The 18,117-nt window shown below is 34.5% G+C and carries 13 protein-coding genes; 7 read left to right on the forward strand and 6 right to left on the reverse strand.

The window, feature by feature from the left end:
• The first annotated feature begins 88 nt into the window (after nt 1–88).
• From ES675_RS10125 to ES675_RS10140, 4 genes are read left to right on the forward strand one after another with little or no spacing between them, the layout of a single operon-like run.
• Complete coding sequence (locus tag ES675_RS10125) at nt 89–394, forward strand: helix-turn-helix domain-containing protein (RefSeq protein ID WP_066251818.1); 306 nt, start codon at nt 89–91, stop codon at nt 392–394.
• Nucleotides 381–1,613, forward strand: a complete 1,233-nt coding sequence (locus ES675_RS10130) for a DNA cytosine methyltransferase (RefSeq protein WP_066251815.1) — start codon at nt 381–383, stop codon at nt 1,611–1,613. The genes ES675_RS10125 and ES675_RS10130 overlap by 14 nt, the downstream gene beginning before the upstream one ends.
• Complete coding sequence (locus tag ES675_RS10135) at nt 1,610–2,869, forward strand: hypothetical protein (RefSeq protein ID WP_066251812.1); 1,260 nt, start codon at nt 1,610–1,612, stop codon at nt 2,867–2,869. The genes ES675_RS10130 and ES675_RS10135 overlap by 4 nt, the downstream gene beginning before the upstream one ends.
• Nucleotides 2,854–3,327, forward strand: a complete 474-nt coding sequence (locus tag ES675_RS10140; RefSeq protein ID WP_148367425.1) for a hypothetical protein — start codon at nt 2,854–2,856, stop codon at nt 3,325–3,327. The genes ES675_RS10135 and ES675_RS10140 overlap by 16 nt, the downstream gene beginning before the upstream one ends.
• A gap of 284 nt (nt 3,328–3,611) precedes the next feature.
• Here ES675_RS10140 and ES675_RS10145 read toward each other — a convergent pair whose 3' ends face one another.
• Nucleotides 3,612–4,967: a UDP-N-acetylmuramate--L-alanine ligase gene (locus ES675_RS10145; RefSeq protein ID WP_066251804.1), complete on the reverse strand. Its 1,356-nt coding sequence runs from the start codon at nt 4,965–4,967 to the stop codon at nt 3,612–3,614.
• 77 nt (nt 4,968–5,044) lie between these two features.
• A complete protein-coding gene (locus tag ES675_RS10150; protein WP_066251800.1) occupies nt 5,045–5,998 on the reverse strand; it encodes a tetratricopeptide repeat protein in 954 nt (317 codons plus the stop codon).
• Between the two features lie 298 nt (nt 5,999–6,296).
• Here ES675_RS10150 and ES675_RS10155 point away from each other — a divergent pair, with 298 nt between their 5' ends.
• The 3 genes from ES675_RS10155 to ES675_RS10165 all read left to right on the forward strand — a co-directional run bounded on the left by ES675_RS10155 (nt 6,297) and on the right by ES675_RS10165 (nt 14,540).
• The gene (locus ES675_RS10155; RefSeq protein ID WP_066251798.1) at nt 6,297–12,497 is read left to right on the forward strand and encodes an alpha-2-macroglobulin family protein; all 6,201 of its coding nucleotides are present in this window, start codon (nt 6,297–6,299) and stop codon (nt 12,495–12,497) included.
• 83 nt (nt 12,498–12,580) lie between these two features.
• The gene (locus ES675_RS10160) at nt 12,581–13,054 is read left to right on the forward strand and encodes a hypothetical protein (RefSeq protein ID WP_066251793.1); all 474 of its coding nucleotides are present in this window, start codon (nt 12,581–12,583) and stop codon (nt 13,052–13,054) included.
• Nucleotides 13,055–13,148: 94 nt separating this feature from the next.
• Complete coding sequence (locus ES675_RS10165; protein WP_066251963.1) at nt 13,149–14,540, forward strand: M64 family metallopeptidase; 1,392 nt, start codon at nt 13,149–13,151, stop codon at nt 14,538–14,540.
• 2 nt (nt 14,541–14,542) lie between these two features.
• Here ES675_RS10165 and ES675_RS10170 read toward each other — a convergent pair whose 3' ends face one another.
• The 4 genes from ES675_RS10170 to ES675_RS10185 all read right to left on the reverse strand — a co-directional run bounded on the left by ES675_RS10170 (nt 14,543) and on the right by ES675_RS10185 (nt 18,068).
• Entirely contained in the window at nt 14,543–15,049 is a 507-nt protein-coding gene (locus tag ES675_RS10170) for a DUF4136 domain-containing protein (RefSeq protein ID WP_066251789.1), read from the reverse strand.
• Nucleotides 15,050–15,071: 22 nt separating this feature from the next.
• Nucleotides 15,072–15,779, reverse strand: a complete 708-nt coding sequence (locus tag ES675_RS10175) for an ion transporter (protein WP_066251783.1) — start codon at nt 15,777–15,779, stop codon at nt 15,072–15,074.
• Nucleotides 15,780–15,785: 6 nt separating this feature from the next.
• Complete coding sequence (obgE, locus tag ES675_RS10180) at nt 15,786–16,784, reverse strand: GTPase ObgE (protein ID WP_066251778.1); 999 nt, start codon at nt 16,782–16,784, stop codon at nt 15,786–15,788.
• A gap of 174 nt (nt 16,785–16,958) precedes the next feature.
• Nucleotides 16,959–18,068 carry an adenylate kinase gene (locus tag ES675_RS10185; RefSeq protein ID WP_082985914.1) on the reverse strand — a complete coding sequence of 370 codons (1,110 nt, stop codon included), beginning with the start codon at nt 18,066–18,068 and terminating at the stop codon, nt 16,959–16,961.
• Nucleotides 18,069–18,117 lie beyond the last annotated feature (49 nt).

The following is an 18,117-nucleotide window of genomic DNA, read 5'->3' on the forward strand; positions in this document are numbered from 1 at the left end:
AAGAGCTAAAATTTTCCAACCACTCTACGAAATATTTGAAAATTATATTTAAATTTGACCTAAATTAGTCAAGTCTAAAAAAGGTAAAATGACACTCGGTCAAAAAATAAAAGAACTTCGTGAAAGTTACGGAATGTTTCAAAGGGAATTAGCTTCTAAACTTGAAATTGGAGATGGCTTTTTAAGTAAGGTTGAGAGCAATCAAAAAACTTTGAAAAGAGAACATCTTTTAACCTTAAGTAAAATATTTAATTATCCCTTTTCGGAATTGAATGCTTTGTGGATTGGAACTAAACTATATGAGATAGTTAAAGATGAACAAGAAGGACTTAACGCTTTAAAGGTAGCAGAACAACAACTAACATACGAAAAAACAGGAAATGCCAGAAACTAAAGAATATAGCGTAATTGATGAAACTTCTACGATTTTAGAAGATGGACAAATCAACATTTACGGAGAAGAAGAACCAGATATTATTAAAAAAAGTATTTGGGATACTTCCGTAAAAGTAGAGGAAAATGGATATTATTGGAATAAAGAACCAATATTTAAAAAAGGAAGTAATGTTGATACTGAAAAACCAATTGTAGCAGAATTATTCTGTGGATGTGGAGGGACATCTTTAGGTTTTGAAATGGCTGGTTTTGAAACTATACTTGGTTGTGATATTCATACTCCATCTATTAAAACGTTTCAAGCAAATCACCCAAAATGCTCGACAATTACAGGAGACGTAAAGAAAGTTAATCCAGAAGTAATAAAAGAATTACTTAATGGTAGACAACTTGATGTACTTATTGGAGGTATTCCTTGCCAAGGGTTTTCCTTAAATAATAGAAAGAGACACGAGAATGATGACAGAAATTTTATGTACAAAGAATTCGCTCGTTTTGTCGAAGTTTTGCAACCAAAAGTTGTCGTACTTGAAAACGTTTCAGGAATGAAAAGCACCGGGAATTTTGTAAAAGATATTGAAATACATTTAAGTGAAATTGGGCAAATGCAGGTTAAAAGCAAACTTCTTTACGCACCAGATTATGGCGTTCCACAAAAAAGAACAAGGCTTGTATTTGTTGGGATTAGAGATAAAGAATTTAATTTTGAAGATATAATCAAAACACACGGGCCAGAAACAGAAAAAAATTATGTAACCATAAAAGATGCTATTGGAGATTTACCATCATTAAAAACCAAAGAAACTAAAACCAAATATCAGAAAATGCCTTTCAGCGATTTTCAAGAGCTAATGCGATTGAATACTAATGGAAGCGTGACAAGTCATACTGCTCCCAATCATCCGATAGCTACAATTGAAAAAATCAAAAACACAAAACCTGGCGAGCCAATGTATGAAAGGTTTAAGCAACGTATAAGATTGGCTTGGGATATTTTAAGCCCAACTCAAGTTTCTGGTGGAATTAGACCTCAATTTCAACTTGGACACCCAGAAGACAATCGTGGTTTAACAATAAGAGAAAGATGTAGAATCCAAAGCTTTCCAGATGACTTTGTTGTTAAAGGTGGAACAGTTCAAGCGAGAGTACAAACAGGTAATGCAGTTCCTCCATTGTTGGCAAAAGCTGTAGCAATAGCAATAAAAAAATATTTATGATAAGTTACAGAATTTGGTATAGTACAGAAGGATTCGCAGATTACATAATTGATAAGACGATTTTAAAAAGTAGAAAATGTGAGAAGAGAATATTATTTGAAAGTGATGCAAAAACAAATCATTTTCATACAATTCCTGACCATATAAAAAAAATACTTTATCTGGATGCTCACGATTTAATAATTGAAGTTATAACATCAAAAGGTTTTGAACCCATAGTATCTATAGAAGAGAGTAAAGAGGCTGGAACAGGTCACAATTCTTTTCAAAGATTTGCGAGACTTGCTGCTTCTGTTGAAAATGCGGTGCCAACAATATATATCTATCCAGAAGCCACAATAATTTCAAGAATTAGCACTAAAAAGAAAGCTTGGGATAAAATAAACCCAAATATCTTTAGAGCAATGGAGGAAATAAATATTACTCATAAAATTCCTGCTTTACTCTTTTATTATCCAACATTTTTTAAAACTCAACCCGACCCTTACAAAGCACCATCAAAGGATAATGGTAGAAAGGAGGAAAAAGCGATTAAATATGCTGGTTGTCCTGATTCTTCTGATACAGAGATGATTCAGATGTTTGAGGTTATCAACAAAATTATTGAAAAAGTAGAAAAAGTAGGAGCTATTGACGCAAGAAATAATTTACAGTCAGAACGAATAATTCGAGACCGCATTAAATGGATGGCAAGTGAATATACAAGCAAAAAAAATCCTAAAAAAGAGAATTCACCTATTTCAGCAACAACAACAGTACCTACTGCAAGTTTAATAAACTTTCTAAAAAAGAAAAGCAGCCCTTCAATTAATATTGGAGAGTTGCTCCATAGCAGAAAGGAATCTGTTATCTACCAAATAGATGGCGAATTTAGAGGAGACCCATACCCAGGTGCTTTAGCGGCACTGGACTATATTATGTGTAGGTATGGAAGGTCTTTTGAGGAAAGGGATAAAAATTTAATTATTTGCTTTGGAACTCTTGATTATAACGCAACTAAAGGAACAATAAATGTCACTAATAATCCGAAAACAAAAACATCGACCATAAAAGATTTGACAGACAAAGTAAAGGAAAGTGAAAAAAGGAATTTATTAAGTTTGGATTTTTCATCACTTAAAAAAACTCAAATTCCAAGATATTATATGCAAATGCGCTATGGTTCAACTTTTTCAAAAGTTAAACACATTAGGGTTTATTCTTATTTTGCTGATGCTATAATATTTCCTGATGGAGTTTTATGGAGGGACGCATAATGAGAGAGGAAAACGTTACTAAAAATATACTTGAATGGCTAATAGAGAATGATTGGACAATTGTTTGCTATGACTTTCCACAAAGTGGTACTGGCGTGATTTTACATCAGAATAATGAATTACACACTACAAAAAATAAAGGAAGTATCATTCCCGACATCATTGCTGTTAAAAATGGAATTGCATTATTTTTTGAAAACAAGGATAGATTTTATCAGCAGGATTTTGATAAATTATTTGAAATAAAAACTATGCAAAACTTCTCTGGTTCTCTGGGCAGACTTTTATCGGATTTTACAATAAAAAATGTGGTTTATGGAATTGGAATTTCTGATATAAAAAAAGAAGTCGATAAATCGAAAAGTCACTTGGAAAAGATTGATTTCTTGATAAGTTCTAACAGTCAAAAGGAAATATTTATTCATTACGATGTGAATGGAATATTTTCCAACACCTAAAGCCATACACATTTGCAATTCGCACCAGCCAATGCTAAAGCCAAAAATTGCAAAAGAGTATGTCTTGCCAACGCACACATCAGAACAAACATTGAAACATCGGAAATTGAAATACAGGACGGAATAAAGCCAGCCGCTAACACCGTATATAGGCAATAAGGGCTTTGTTTCTAACCCCAAAGTTATTACCTTTCTGCCAAGTTCAGTAAATGGCGGAATATTATCGCATACTTTACCCCTTACTGCCCATATACATAAACGTAAACGTAAACGACAACCCAAAACTACTTCAACAACCCCTTAACAGCATCAAAATCCAATCCGCCATAATTCCCAGAACTCATGAGTAATAAGGCTTTGTTATTAAAGTCTTGAGAAAATAAAAACGTTTTAAATTCCTCCGGATTGGTATAAATTATTAAATCGTCCCGCTCAAAGGCATTGGCAATTTGTTCATGAGAAACAGCATCTAGTTTCTTAATTTCAACCGCATCTGGTGAATAGAAAACCACAGCCACATCAGCAGCATCTAAAGCGCCTTTGTATTCTTTTAAAAATTCGGCATTCAAACTACTATAGGTATGCAATTCCAAACAGGCAATTACGGTCTTGTCTTCGTATTGCGCTTTTACAGCTTGCGTTGTTGCAGACACTTTACTAGGCGAATGGGCAAAATCTTTATAGGCAACACTAGTTTTACTTTCGGCAATTTTCTCCAGTCGTTTGCTAGCTCCTTTAAAGGTGGCAATGGCTTCGTAGAAATCATCTTCATCAATTCCCATGTGTTGGCAAATCCACTTCGCTCCTGCTAAATTATTCAGATTGTGTTTACCGAAAATTTCAATTGGCAACGGTCCTTCAGGTGTTTCTAAAAGTGTTTCGCCATTTTCAACGGTATATTCTGGTGTGTAATACGGTAATTTACGAATGGTATTTACGGAGTCTTCTACAACACGAGCGACTTCAGCATCTTCTGCATTGTAAGTTATACTGCCACCATTAACAATGCTATCTACAAATATTTTAAACTGATCCACGTAATTTTCATAAGTCGGAAACACATTAATATGGTCCCAAGCAATACCGCTCAACAAGGCAATATTGGGTTTGTATAAATGAAATTTTGGTCGCATATCAATGGGCGAACTTAAATATTCATCGCCTTCCAAAACCATAAAATCATTGGCTTCGGTTAATTTCACCATCACATCAAAACCTTCCAATTGGGCACCAACCATATAATCTACATCGCGATTATGGAAATGCATGACGTGTAAAATCATAGACGTTATTGTGGTTTTCCCATGACTTCCGCCAATAACCACGCGGGTTTTGTTTTTAGATTGTTCGTACAGAAACTCCGGATAACTATATATTTTTAAACCGAGTTCTTGAGCCTTTAGCAATTCCGGATTATCAGCTTTGGCGTGCATCCCCAAAACAATAGCATCCAAACTGGAACTTATTTTTTCTGGAAACCACCCAAATGATTCTGGCAATAAACCTTTGGCTTCCAAACGGGATTTAGACGGATTGAAAATAGTATCATCACTACCAGTAACTTGGTAGCCTTTATTGTGTAAAGCAATGGCTAAATTGTGCATGGCAGCACCACCAATGGCTATAAAATGTACGTTCATAACTAGATATTGTAGACTTCAAATATACACATTGCAATTGGAAGTAGAAATGTGAATGAATGCAAATTATTAAGTTTCTAGAGATTTAAAATAGCCGCTTTTTCAACCGAAAAAACATCAATTTCAGGCAATTCACCTAACGCTAAATCAATATATTTAAGTGCTTCTTTTTTACGTTTCTGATGTTTATAAATCTGTGCTAATCGGTAATTTGCCCAAGCTTTTGGCACACCATCTTCCACGGAATAATTCGCGATATACCTTTTCAAGCAGCTTTCCCCTTTTTCTAATTGCAAATTATATTCGGCAGCCACTTTTCCTATTTGGTAATGAACGGCATTTCGTTCATGCTTTTTTTGAGATGCTTCAATAGTAGCAATCGCTTTTTCCGGTTGCTGTTGCTTTTCGTAAAAGTTCGATAATTTATCAAAACAAGTAATAGAACCACCAGTTGTAATAGCCAATTTATAATATTTTTCGGCTAATTCCGGTTCATCATCATATTCATAAATATAGCCTTTAGCCAAATACCCATCCACTGTAGAAAGCGCTTCCAACTCATGGGCATATTTTAAAGATTTTTTCACACTACCACCAACAATGCCTGGCAGTTGCATATACAATTCCACCAAAGCCCAGCGTGCATCAATATGTTTACTATCCAATTCGGCAGCTTTCAAAAAGGCGTCTTCCACATCACCTATGAGCATTAAAGCACTCACTTTATTTACTTCCAAAGCTTTCATTCCCATAGCGCCTCCATATTTATACTGGAAATTGGCTTGCTTGGAATCCATAGCTACCAGTTTTTTATATTGACTTATGGCTGCATCCCATTTGGCTTGATACCCATAAGCATCGCCTAATAATTCGACTGCTCTTTGATTTGTTGGATTCGAATTTACATACGGTTTCACTAGGGTTTCGGCTTGCTTATAATATTTCTGTTCCAATAATAACGCAACATCATCCAAGGTCTGTTGTGCCATTGTAAAAACGGGAACTAATAAACATAAAAGCAACTTTTTCATATTATAGTAATCGATTATTCAAAGATAACTATTCAAAATGGTTTTTAGTATTAGTCGTTTTAACTTCTATTCCATTTCTGATTTTGAAGAAATTTCCCTTACCCAAAATGACGCCTCACTAATTCAAAGCAACCATTTACCCAATTCCCTTTTTTTGGAACAACTTTTGAATGTATTATTGAAATTGAAAAACATTCTGAAAGAGCATAGATGAAAACATGGAAATCGATTCTGAAATGCCTATTTTTAACCTGACCATTTCCACATTATTTTAAGGAATATCAATAAGAACAAACACATGAAACACATCACCATACTCGCAATGATCGTATTATTTGCCAATTTCACCGAAGCACAAAACAGCGATTATGATTCGCTATGGAAATCGGTTGAAAAACTTGAAAACGAAGGCTTACCGAAATCGGCTTTAGATATCGTTTTGCAAATTTCAACAAAAGCAAAACAGGGAAACAATCAACCACAAGTGATTAAAGCATTGCTATATAAAAGCAAGTATGCATTAACATTAGAAGAAAATGCGCAACTACAAATTATTGCAGATTTCAAGAAAGAAATAGCACAAAGCGAATCTCCCACAAAACATGTTTTACAGAATATGTTAGCCACCATGTACTGGCAATATTTTCAACAAAACAGGTGGCAATTTTACAACCGAACAAAAACGGCAGAAAAAGTAGATGAAACCGATTTCAGGACGTGGGATTTAGAAACGCTATTTACGGAAATTCAAACGCAATACAACCTGTCTTTAGAAAATGTGTTGATGCTTCAACAAACACCAATTTCCGATTTTGATGCTATTATTTATTCGCAATCAAACTCCAAACAATTCAGACCAACGCTTTACGATTTATTAGCAAACACTGCGCTCAATTTTTATAAAACAGATGAAAACAGCATCAGCCAACCAGCTTATAAATTTGAAATTAATAATCCAAAATTTTCATGTCCAGCAGTTGAATTTTCTCAAGCTGAAATCACCTCAATAGACAGCACATCCTTGCAGCTTCAGGCTTTAAAAACTTATCAGAAGCTGATTCAATTTCACCTAAAAAATAACAACACAAAAGCATTAGTTGATATTGATATTGCGCGTTTAAAATTCGTAAAAGACCATGCCACTTTCAGCAATAAAGAAACGGTGTTTTTAGAAACTTTAAAAGAATCGCGTGCTAATTATACGTCAGAGGAATCTGCATTATACGCTTTTGAAATCGCACAATTATATTTCGAACAAGGCGGACACTATGAACCAAAAACAGCACCAGAATTGCAATGGAAAATTAAAGAAGCCTATGACCTTTGCGCAACCGTAATTAAGAACTTTCCGAAAAGTATAGCAGCTAAAAAATGTGCTGTTGTACAAAAACTAATAGAACTCCAAAGTCTGCAAGTACGTGCAGAACGCTATTCACCCATTCAGCAAGATGGCAGAATGTTAGTGACATACAAAAACTTAAAATCGTTAGATCTAAAAGCCTATAAGCTCAACGAAAATGAATTTGAAGCCTTCAGCAAAATTTATAGAGATGATGAACAATTGGCGTTTGTAAAAAAATTGAGCGTTGCAAAATCTTGGCAAGCAACACTAAAAAATGAAGGTGATTACCAACAACATCAAACGGAAATTTTGTTGCCAGCTATGGAAAATGGTCGCTTTCTGATTGTGGCTTCAGCGAAAAACGAAGCGAACACATTTGCTATTCAAACACTTCAAATTACCAATATTGCTTTGGTGGATAAAACGGAAAACGACAAACAAACCTATCAATTTATCAATAGAACAAATGGACAACCCATCCTTAATCTGACTGTTAAAATAGCATACAAGGAGAATTACAATGGTGATTTTAAACACAAAACCGTTAAATCAGATTTAGATGGAAACGTTGAAATTTCAAAAACACAAAGTCGTTGGACACAGGTAAAAATTGAAGTCAATTCTAAAACGGAAAAAGCCTATTTTGGTGATTATTATATTAATCCGGAATACAAACAAAACGAAGATCCTATTAGCTATAAAGGTTTCCTATTTACCGACAGAAGTATTTACAGACCTGGACAAACGGTTTATTTTAAAGGGATTTCTATAAAAACAACCGATGGTAAATCTGAAGTTCTGGCAAATGAAGAAACCGATGCTATTTTATATAATGTAAATGGTGAAGAGGTTAGTCGTTTAACTTTAAAAACCAATGCATACGGTTCTATTTCAGGTGAATTTATTTTGCCGAATACTGGATTAACTGGTGGTTTTAGAATCCAATTATTAGGAAAATCGCATCATTTAGGAAATGCAAGCACGTATTTTTCAGTAGAAGAATACAAACGTCCAAAGTTTGAAACCACCTTCAAACCGATTACAGAAACCTTTAAAATTAATGATTCTATAACGGTAAAAGGTACTGCATTGGCTTTTGCTGGCAGTAATATTACCAATGCCAAAGTAGTGTATCGGGTTCATAGGAAAGTCCAATATCCAGATTGGTATTATTGGTATCGTCCAGCATCTTTTTCAGAACCACAAGAAATTACCCATGGTGAAAGTACCACCAACGATAAAGGCGAATTTGAAATCATATTCAAAGCCATTCCAGATAGTAATATTGACAAAAACACCTTACCGATTTTTAACTATGAAGTCACAGCCGATGTTACCGATATTAATGGTGAAACACGCAGCAGTTCCGTTATTGTGAATGTTGGTTATCATGCCATGACGGCTTCCATTTCTGTTGAAAGTACGTTAGACAAAACCACTAAAAATCATAGTATTGAAATTGATACCAGAAATTTAAATGGCGAATTTACACCAGCAACTGGAACGCTTAAAATATATAAACTGCAAGCACCAGAACAGGTTTTACGCAACAGACCTTGGGAAGCGCCAGATTACAAAATGCTTTCAGAAGCTGAATTTAAAGCGAAATTTCCATATGATGCTTATGCGAATGAAGATAACCCCAACAATTGGAAAAAAGGCGACATGGTTTTTGAAACCGATTTTAATACTGAAAAATCGAAAACTATTTCCTTAAAAAATATTAAAAAATGGGATTCCGGTTTGTATGTCATTGTATTAGAAAGTACCGATAAATTTGGTCAAGCGGTTACAGCAGAAGCCAAAACAAATTTGTATAGTGACAAAGACAAAACAGTTTCTGACAATCAATTATTTAGAATTACAACTAATAAAAACACGTATCAACCAAATGATACTGTTTTGCTAACCATGGGTTCAGCAGCCGAAAACATAATCGTTACGATTGATATTGAGAAAGACAAAAAAACGATTTCAAGTTATATTTTAAACCTAAACAACAATAAAAAAACCATTGAAATCCCAGTTACAGAAGCAGATTTTGGCGGATTTGCTGTCAACTACAGTTTTGCTTTTTCGAATAGTTTTCAATCGGGAACAGAAATCATTTCGGTACCTTATCCTAAAACCGATTTAGAAATTGAGACCACCACATTCCGAGATAAATTGCAACCGGGAACCGATGAAACATGGGCTTTTAAAATTAAAGGACCTCAAGGTGAAAAAGTGTCTGCTGAAATTTTAGCCAGTATGTATGACACCTCATTAGATCAGTTTCAACCACATAATTGGACATTCTATCCGTTAGATAAACCAATGTATAATTCTAATTCTACAAGGCAAGCGCATTACAGTTTTGGAATTCAAAACTTCAGAACACAAAATACACCACGTTTAAATTTAGGGTTTCCACATCAAGGTTATGACCAATTGAATTGGTTTGGGTTTTATTTTGGGGATAACAGTTATTTTTATGAAGGTGAATTAGTAATGGAGTCTAGTGAAGTGGTGGTTGAAAAATTACAAGGCAAAGTTTCAGGGATAGCACTTAACACGAGTGATAGTGATTCTGAAGGAGCAAATAGAATCGTATTAAGAGGAAACCGTTCTATTACGGGTTCTAATCAGGCATTAATTGTAATTGATGGTGTTATTTCAAGCGCTGAAACTTTGGCTAATTTACCACCAGATAGTATCACGTCGACAAACGTTTTAAAAGGTGCGGCAGGGTCCGCATTATATGGTTCAGAAGGCGCGAATGGTGTCATCGTTGTTAATACGAAGAAAGAAGATTTCTCAAAAATTCAAGTTCGCAAAAACCTCCAAGAAACCGCTTTTTTCTTTCCACAATTACAAACAGATGAAGCAGGCAATGTGAGCTTTAGTTTCACCACACCAGAAGCTTTAACTAAATGGAAATTACAACTTTTAGCACATACTAAAACTTTGGAAAGTCAATCAACCAGTTTAGAAACGGTTACCCAAAAAGAATTGATGGTTATTCCCAACGCGCCACGATTTTTACGCCATGGTGATGCCATAACCATCAGTACTAAAATTGCGAATCTAACCGAAAACACCTTATCAGGACAAGCGCAATTGCAACTCACGGATGCTATAACTGGAAAAGCTATTGATACTATTTTAGGAAACACCAACAACACAAAAAGTTTTGAAGTGGATGCCAAAGGCAACACCCAAGTATCTTGGTTATTAAACATTCCCGAAACAGTAAATGCTGTTCAATATAAAGTAGTTGCCAAAGCTGGCACTTTTAGTGATGGCGAACAAAATGCCATGCCTGTTTTATCTAACCGATTATTGGTAACCGAAACCTTGCCGATGTGGATTAAGAGTAATGAAACAAGAACTTTTACGTTGGATAAACTAAAAAAGAATACCTCATCTAGTTTAAAACATCACAAACTGACTTTGGAAATGACCTCCAATCCAGCTTGGTATGCGGTTCAGGCACTTCCCTATTTAATGGAATATCCGTATGACTGTAATGAGCAAACCTTTAGTCGCTATTACGCAAATGCCTTGGCAAGTCACATAGCCAATAGCAACCCACGGATTCAGGAGGTATTTAATCAGTGGCGAAATTCGGACGCATTAGTTTCGAATTTGGAGAAAAACCCCGAATTAAAAAATATATTAATTCAAGAAACACCTTGGTTAAGAGATGCCCAAAGTGAAACAGAACAGAAAAAACGGATTGCTTTGTTATTCGATTTGAATAAAATGACAAGCGAATTGCAAAACGCATTAGGTAAATTAGAACAAAATCAAATGACGTCAGGCGCATGGCCTTGGTTTAAAGGTGGACGCGAAAACCGTTTTATAACCCAACATATTATTACAGGTTTTGGACATTTGGATAAATTGAATGTCATTCAGAGCGCTAGCGAAGAATCTATGATTTCAAACGCTATTTCTTATTTAGATAATGAATTCATAAAAGAATATAAAAACATCACCAAATACACTAAGAATGTTGACTTAAGCAAAGACCATTTAAGTTATACGCAACTCCATTATTTATACATGCGAAGCTTCTTTCCAGATGTAAAGCGTAGCAAAGAAGTTCAAGATATTTCGGAATACTATTTAGGTCAAATAGACACCTATTGGTTGTCGCGTTCTATCTATTCAAAAGGCTTAATGACGCTTATTTCACATAGAATGAACAACGCTAAAACTGCTGGCAAAATTTTAAAATCTTTAAAAGAAACCAGTATTACTAATGACGAATTAGGCATGTATTGGAAAGACAATACAGCATCTTGGCATTGGTATCAAGCACCAATTGAAACCCAAGCTTTACTGATTGAAGCGTTTCAGGAAGTTGGCTCCAACATATATAGCGCAACCAATAACACCCATGATATTGACAATCTAAAAATGTGGTTATTAAAAAATAAGCAAACCAATAAATGGGAAAGCACCAAAGCAACAAGTGATGCCGTTTACGCATTACTATTACAGGGAAGCGATTGGCTATCAGTTACCGAAGCCGTTACCGTTTTAGTTGGCAACAAAAAAATTGACCCTTCAAAGTTAGAAGCTGTAAAAGTGGAAGCGGGAACAGGTTATTATAAAACATCTTGGAATGCATCAGAAATAAAACCAGAAATGGCAGATGTTACCTTAACAAAAACGGGGAAAGGTATTGCTTGGGGAAGTTTATACTGGCAATATTTTGAAGATTTAGATAAAATTACCACAGCGAAAACACCGCTACAATTGAAGAAGAAACTCTTCAAAAAAACCAATACAGATTCTGGTGAAGTTATTTCAGAAATCACATCAGAAACCGCTTTGCAGGTTGGCGATTTGGTCAGAGTACGTATTGAATTGCAAAGCGATCGTGATATGGAATTCATTCACATGAAAGATATGCGTGCTGCAGGATTAGAACCTATCAACGTGTTGTCAACTTACAAATGGCAAGATGGCCTAGGTTATTATGAAAGCACGAAAGATGCGAGCACTAATTTCTTTTTCGATTATTTACCAAAAGGAATTTATGTGTTTGAATACGATTTACGCGTGAACAATGCAGGAAATATGAGTAATGGCATTACCACGATTCAAAGCATGTATGCGCCAGAATTTTCAAGCCATAGCGAAGGTGTTCGGATTTCCGTAGATTAATTTTAGGTGAAAAAACAAAAATTTGATAATGACTTAATTGCTAAATCACTAACTTTACAGATTAATACAATCCGTATTTATTTATGAAACAAACGCTTCTCATATTACTATCCGTTTTTACTTTTGGTTCAACTGTTTACGCACAAAACAATTCCGTAAAACAAGAAACTAAAAAAGTAGCTGACAGTATGATTTTTTTAACTTATCATATTAAAAAATCATCCGATGCAATACCAACAATAAGTCATTTAAAAACGGTATTAGCAAAAGGACGGATTAAAGGATTTCATGAAGAAAAAGAACTCATGAAAACGGGTAATTTAACATGTGATTTATTGGATAAAGAATTAAAGGTGATTGAAACACTTTACATAAAAAATCCGCTAGAAAAAATTGTTGAATTTGTAAACGATTCTGACAATTTAGAAAAACGCCTTATCTCTTTGGACAGTACTGATTTTGCGTTCAGAATGCCTTATCATGAAGCGGCTAAATACGTTCGCATGTATGTGATTTCAAATTCAGATACCACCAACTACATAATATATAAGCTTTAATTGTTATGAAACGAGCATGCTAAAAACATTTTTACCATTGATAATTATTAATAGCGAACAGCATGTGACAATTAAAAACAATAAAATTAAACACATGAAAAACCGACTACTCTCTTTATTCTTACTTCTTTTTGTAACAGTTTCATTCTCACAAACATTTGATGTAGAAACTATTAAAAACGCTGGTGATAATGACAAACGCATCAATATTGTTATTCTTGGTGATGGCTACACGGCAAGTGATTTGACAGATTTTGGAACTGATGCGGCAAATTTTGTGAGTGCTATTTTTGGTCAATCCCCTTTTTCAGAATATTCAGATTATTTTAATGTTCATATTATAAAAGTCATTTCTAACGAAAGTGGCGCAACACATCCAGGAACTGCTACTGATGAAGCTAGTTATAGTGTTCCCATAATATCTGTGGATAATTTTTTTGGTAGTACCTATGATGGTTTTGGTTCGCATCGTTTGTTATACGCTCCAAACTATAGTTTAATCATTTCTGTTTTGGCTGATAATTTTCCAGAATATGACCAGGCACTTATTTTAGTAAACTCGCCTTATTATGGTGGTAGTGGAGGCGAATTCCCAGTGGCTTCAACAGGAACAAGCGCTGATGAAATTGCTATTCATGAAATTGGACACTCGTTTGTAGATTTAAAAGACGAATACTATCCTGGTGATTTTTATGCCGAAGAAGGTATTAATATGACCCAAGAAACAGACCCAAGTCTTGTGAAATGGACGAATTGGGTTGGATCCAATGGCGTTAATGTTTATCAATATTGCACGACTGGATCTTGTGCTTCATGGTACAGACCACATCAAACCTGTAAAATGCGTTATTTAGGGTATCCGTTTTGTGCTGTTTGTAAAGAGGGAATTATTGAAAAAGTTCACGATTTGGTGTCACCAGTTGATAGCTTTTCACCAACTAATTTATCGATAGAAACTTCAACGTTTCCCATTTCGTTCAACGTATCACTTATTAATCCTACCACTAGTTCTTTAGAAACAACTTGGACATTAAATAGTACTGCATTTGCTACAGATGTCAATATGGTTTCAATACTGGAAGCAGCTGTAAATGATGGCTTAAATAATCTAACTGTAGCAGTTACAGACAACACGAGTTTACAACGTATTGACAGTCATGAAACGATACATATTACAACCGTTACATGGAGTATTGACAATACCACATTAGGCATTACTGATATTACTGCTAATGAAAATCGGTTTTCTATCTCACTATATCCCAATCCAACAAAAAATGCTTTTTATGTGAAGTTTGACAGTTTTAATTCGTCAAATTTACGTTTAGAACTAACGAGTATGGACGGTAAACAGGTTTTATCAACCCGTTTAGAATCTGGCATAACAAATACTATAAATTTAAATCAACAAGCTGCAGGATTATATATTGCAAACATTTACAGTGATTCTGTGTTATTAGCACGTAAAAAAGTTATTAAAAAGTAAGCTTATTTTTTAGGAGGATACTTTTCTAATAGTTTTAATACCACTGTTTTAAATTGAGCGGTTCGTGCTTCTGGTGAATTTTCGGGAGCAGTAGGTTCACGACTAACACCTTGCCAAAATAGCTGCTGTGTTTCACCATCAACAAAGTCTAAAATAATTTGTCTTGAAACAGAACCTTGACCAATTGGAATCCCAACAGACACGCCACCACCGCCACTACCAACTCCCATTCCAACGGAACTAGATTGCTGAATTTGATACGTTACACTTTTAACATCAATAATAAAATCGGGTGTTTCAGATAATACAAATCCTTTACTTTGAAGTTCAATATCCAATTCAGCAAAAAATCGTTTGGAGTCTAATTGACTGAAACCCGTTTGCATATCATCAAAATAATTATAGGTTTTATATTGGGTAAAGTCTGTTCCTTTTTCGTAATCGTAACTTACGGTAACACCACAAGACGTTAGCAACAAGGCAAGAATTAGGGCTTGAAATCTTTTCATTTTTATTTTAAATATACGAAAATTATTCAGCTTTTTTATCCACAGATTTGGTTAAAGCTGACGAAATAATACCGGTCGGTATTGCAACAATCCCTAAACCGATGAGTAATATAATGAAAGTAAATACTTTTCCACCAACTGTTACGGGGTACACATCACCATAACCAACTGTTGTTAAGGTTATAATTGCCCACCAAAGACTATCAAAAATAGATCGGAAATGTTCAGGTTGAGCTGCATTTTCAAAGTAGTAAATACCTACCGCCGAAAAGTAAATCAAAATTAAGGTGATAAATAAAAATAGAAAAATTTGTTCTTTAGCTGATTTAATAGCAAATATAAAATCGTTTAAAGCCCGATTGTAACGCACCAATTTAAATACGCGGAAAAGTCTTAAAAGTCTTAAAGCACGAAGCGAACGTAAATCAATTCCAAATGATAAATAAAATGGTAATATGGCTAGTAAATCTATGATCCCAAAAAAGCTAAAAACGAATTTACGCTTGTGGTCGGCAACATAAATTCTTAATATATATTCAAACGTAAAAATAATAACGCTAAACGTTTCAATGACGCGAAGAATTGTTCGCGTTGTTGGCTCTAAATCCGGATCGGTTTCTAACGTAAAAGTGATTATTGAAATTAAAATTAATACTTGAATAGCAATAGCAAAAATCTTGCTTGCTCGATTATCATGAATTTCAATTATGAATTTTAAACGTTGTTTCATTCAAATTTAATCATTCAACGTTTTCCATAATTTATCCTTCAGTTCTTGAAGACCCTGTTGCGCCACCGACGAAATGAATAAATAATCTACTGGAAGTTCACCATCCAAAATTTCTTTTAATTCTGCTTTGAGCTCATCATCTAACATGTCACTTTTTGAAATGGCTACAATGCGTTCTTTATCCAAAATTTCAGGATTATAACGTCTCAATTCATCTAATAGAATATCATATTGTTTTCTAATATCAACCGCATCCGCCGGAATTAAAAATAGCAACACCGAATTACGTTCTATATGTCGAAGAAAATAATGACCAAGCCCACGACCTTCCGCTGCTCCTTCAATAATTCCAGGAATATCTGCAATAACAAATGATTGGTGGTCGCGATGTTCCACGATTCCCAAATTGGGTTTTAGTGTTGTAAACTCATAATCCGCAATTTTTGGTTTTGCTGCGGTTACAACAGATAATAATGTCGATTTTCCAGCATTAGGAAAACCAACTAAACCAACATCAGCAAGAACTTTTAGCTCTAAAACAATTTCAATTTCTTCACCAGGAATTCCAGGTTGTGCATAACGTGGTGTTTGGTTTGTAGAAGTTTTAAAGTGCCAGTTTCCACGGCCACCCATTCCACCTTTGGCAATTATTCGTTCTTCACCATGATCGGTAATTTCAAAAAGAATATCATTGGTTTCTTTATCGCGAACAACCGTTCCTAATGGCACATCCATATAAACATCGGTTCCATCGGCTCCTGTGCTTCTACTTTTGCTACCATGCAAACCATGCTCGGCTTTAAAATGCCTTTTAAATTTATAGATATACAAAGTCCAAAGATTTTGATTTCCACGAATAATTACATGACCACCACGACCGCCATCTCCACCATCTGGGCCACCTTTTTCAATATACTTTTCTCTATGTAAATGCGCAGAACCTTTTCCACCATTTCCGGAAGACACATATAATTTTACGTAATCCACGAAATTTCCTTCAGTCATAATTATCTTTTAATTTGTAAACTTAAATTTGATGATACTAGGCATAAATCTATACCAATCATTTTCAAATTATAAGTTAAATCTTTTTCCCAAAACGGGACACTTGTTTTTATTTCAGTTTTTGAACTTAAAATTTATCTTTTTTAAAACGCTAATAAAGTTCTTAAAAAGCAATTACAGCTTGTCAATTACCTGGCTTAAACGCGCGGTAATATCTTGAATACTTCCAACTCCATCCACTCCAAAATACTTGTTTTGTACTGAATAGTAATCTTTCAATATTGCTGTTTTTTTATAGTATTCTTTAATTCGATTTCTAATAATAGTTTCATCAGCATCATCCGGTCTGCCACTTGTTTTTCCACGCTCTAATAAACGTTTTACCAAAACTTCATCATCCACTTCCAAAGCAATCATGGCATCAATTTGTGAATCTTTTTCATCCATAAATTTATCCAACGCGTTTGCCTGCGCATTGGTACGCGGAAACCCATCGAAAATAAAACCTTTAGCATCGGCATTTTTTTCAACTTCAGCATTCAACATATCTATAGTTACTTCATCTGGCACCAACTCACCTTTATCCATAAACGATTTAGCTAACATACCTAAAGCTGTTTCGTTTTTAATGTTAAATCGGAACACATCACCAGTGGAAATATGCACTAAATTATATTTTTCTTTTAAAAACTCTGCCTGTGTTCCTTTTCCTGCTCCTGGAGGTCCAAATAGGACAATATTTGTCATGTGTTGTGTTGTTTTTAGTTGATATATTTCAGGTAAATCACGTCCTAATCCATTATAATCTAAACCATAGCCGACTATGAATTTATTAGGAATTTCCATACCTACATAGTGTAATTTATAATCTTTTTTATACGCTTCTGGCTTATAAAATAAGGTAGCTATAATGAGTTTCTTAACGTTTTCGTTTTCGAAAATTCTATGAACTTCGGTTAGCGTATTTCCAGAATCGATAATATCTTCTAAAATAACAACGGTGCGTCCCGTTAAATCTTGTGTTAAGCCAATAAGACGTTGAATATCTTCAGTAGATTTTACGCCTTCATAAGATGCTAATTTTATAAAAGTGACTTCACAAGGTTTTGGATATTTTTTTACAAAATCACTTACAAACATGAACGAGCCATTCAAGATACCAATAAATACGGGTATCTCATCACCTAATTCATCCGCAATTTCATGAACCATGCGTTCTACAGTGGCTGCAATTTCTTTTTCAGAAATAAACGGCTTAAAATATAAATCGTGGAGCTTTATCACTTGTTATTAATTTTAGAAATGCAAAGATAATCATTTGATTAACGTTTTG

The organism is Algorimicrobium algoritergicola (assembly GCF_008086165.1).
Lineage (GTDB): Bacteria > Bacteroidota > Bacteroidia > Flavobacteriales > Flavobacteriaceae > Algorimicrobium > Algorimicrobium algoritergicola.

Coding starts and splice junctions, on each gene's coding strand:
- ES675_RS10125 (WP_066251818.1), top strand. CDS start 89: ATGACACTCGGTCAAAAAATAAAAGAACTTCGTGAAAGTTACGGAATG.
- ES675_RS10130 (WP_066251815.1), top strand. CDS start 381: ATGCCAGAAACTAAAGAATATAGCGTAATTGATGAAACTTCTACGATT.
- ES675_RS10135 (WP_066251812.1), top strand. CDS start 1,610: ATGATAAGTTACAGAATTTGGTATAGTACAGAAGGATTCGCAGATTAC.
- ES675_RS10140 (WP_148367425.1), top strand. CDS start 2,854: ATGGAGGGACGCATAATGAGAGAGGAAAACGTTACTAAAAATATACTT.
- ES675_RS10145 (WP_066251804.1), bottom strand. CDS start 4,967: ATGAACGTACATTTTATAGCCATTGGTGGTGCTGCCATGCACAATTTA.
- ES675_RS10150 (WP_066251800.1), bottom strand. CDS start 5,998: ATGAAAAAGTTGCTTTTATGTTTATTAGTTCCCGTTTTTACAATGGCA.
- ES675_RS10155 (WP_066251798.1), top strand. CDS start 6,297: ATGAAACACATCACCATACTCGCAATGATCGTATTATTTGCCAATTTC.
- ES675_RS10160 (WP_066251793.1), top strand. CDS start 12,581: ATGAAACAAACGCTTCTCATATTACTATCCGTTTTTACTTTTGGTTCA.
- ES675_RS10165 (WP_066251963.1), top strand. CDS start 13,149: ATGAAAAACCGACTACTCTCTTTATTCTTACTTCTTTTTGTAACAGTT.
- ES675_RS10170 (WP_066251789.1), bottom strand. CDS start 15,049: ATGAAAAGATTTCAAGCCCTAATTCTTGCCTTGTTGCTAACGTCTTGT.
- ES675_RS10175 (WP_066251783.1), bottom strand. CDS start 15,779: ATGAAACAACGTTTAAAATTCATAATTGAAATTCATGATAATCGAGCA.
- obgE (WP_066251778.1), bottom strand. CDS start 16,784: ATGACTGAAGGAAATTTCGTGGATTACGTAAAATTATATGTGTCTTCC.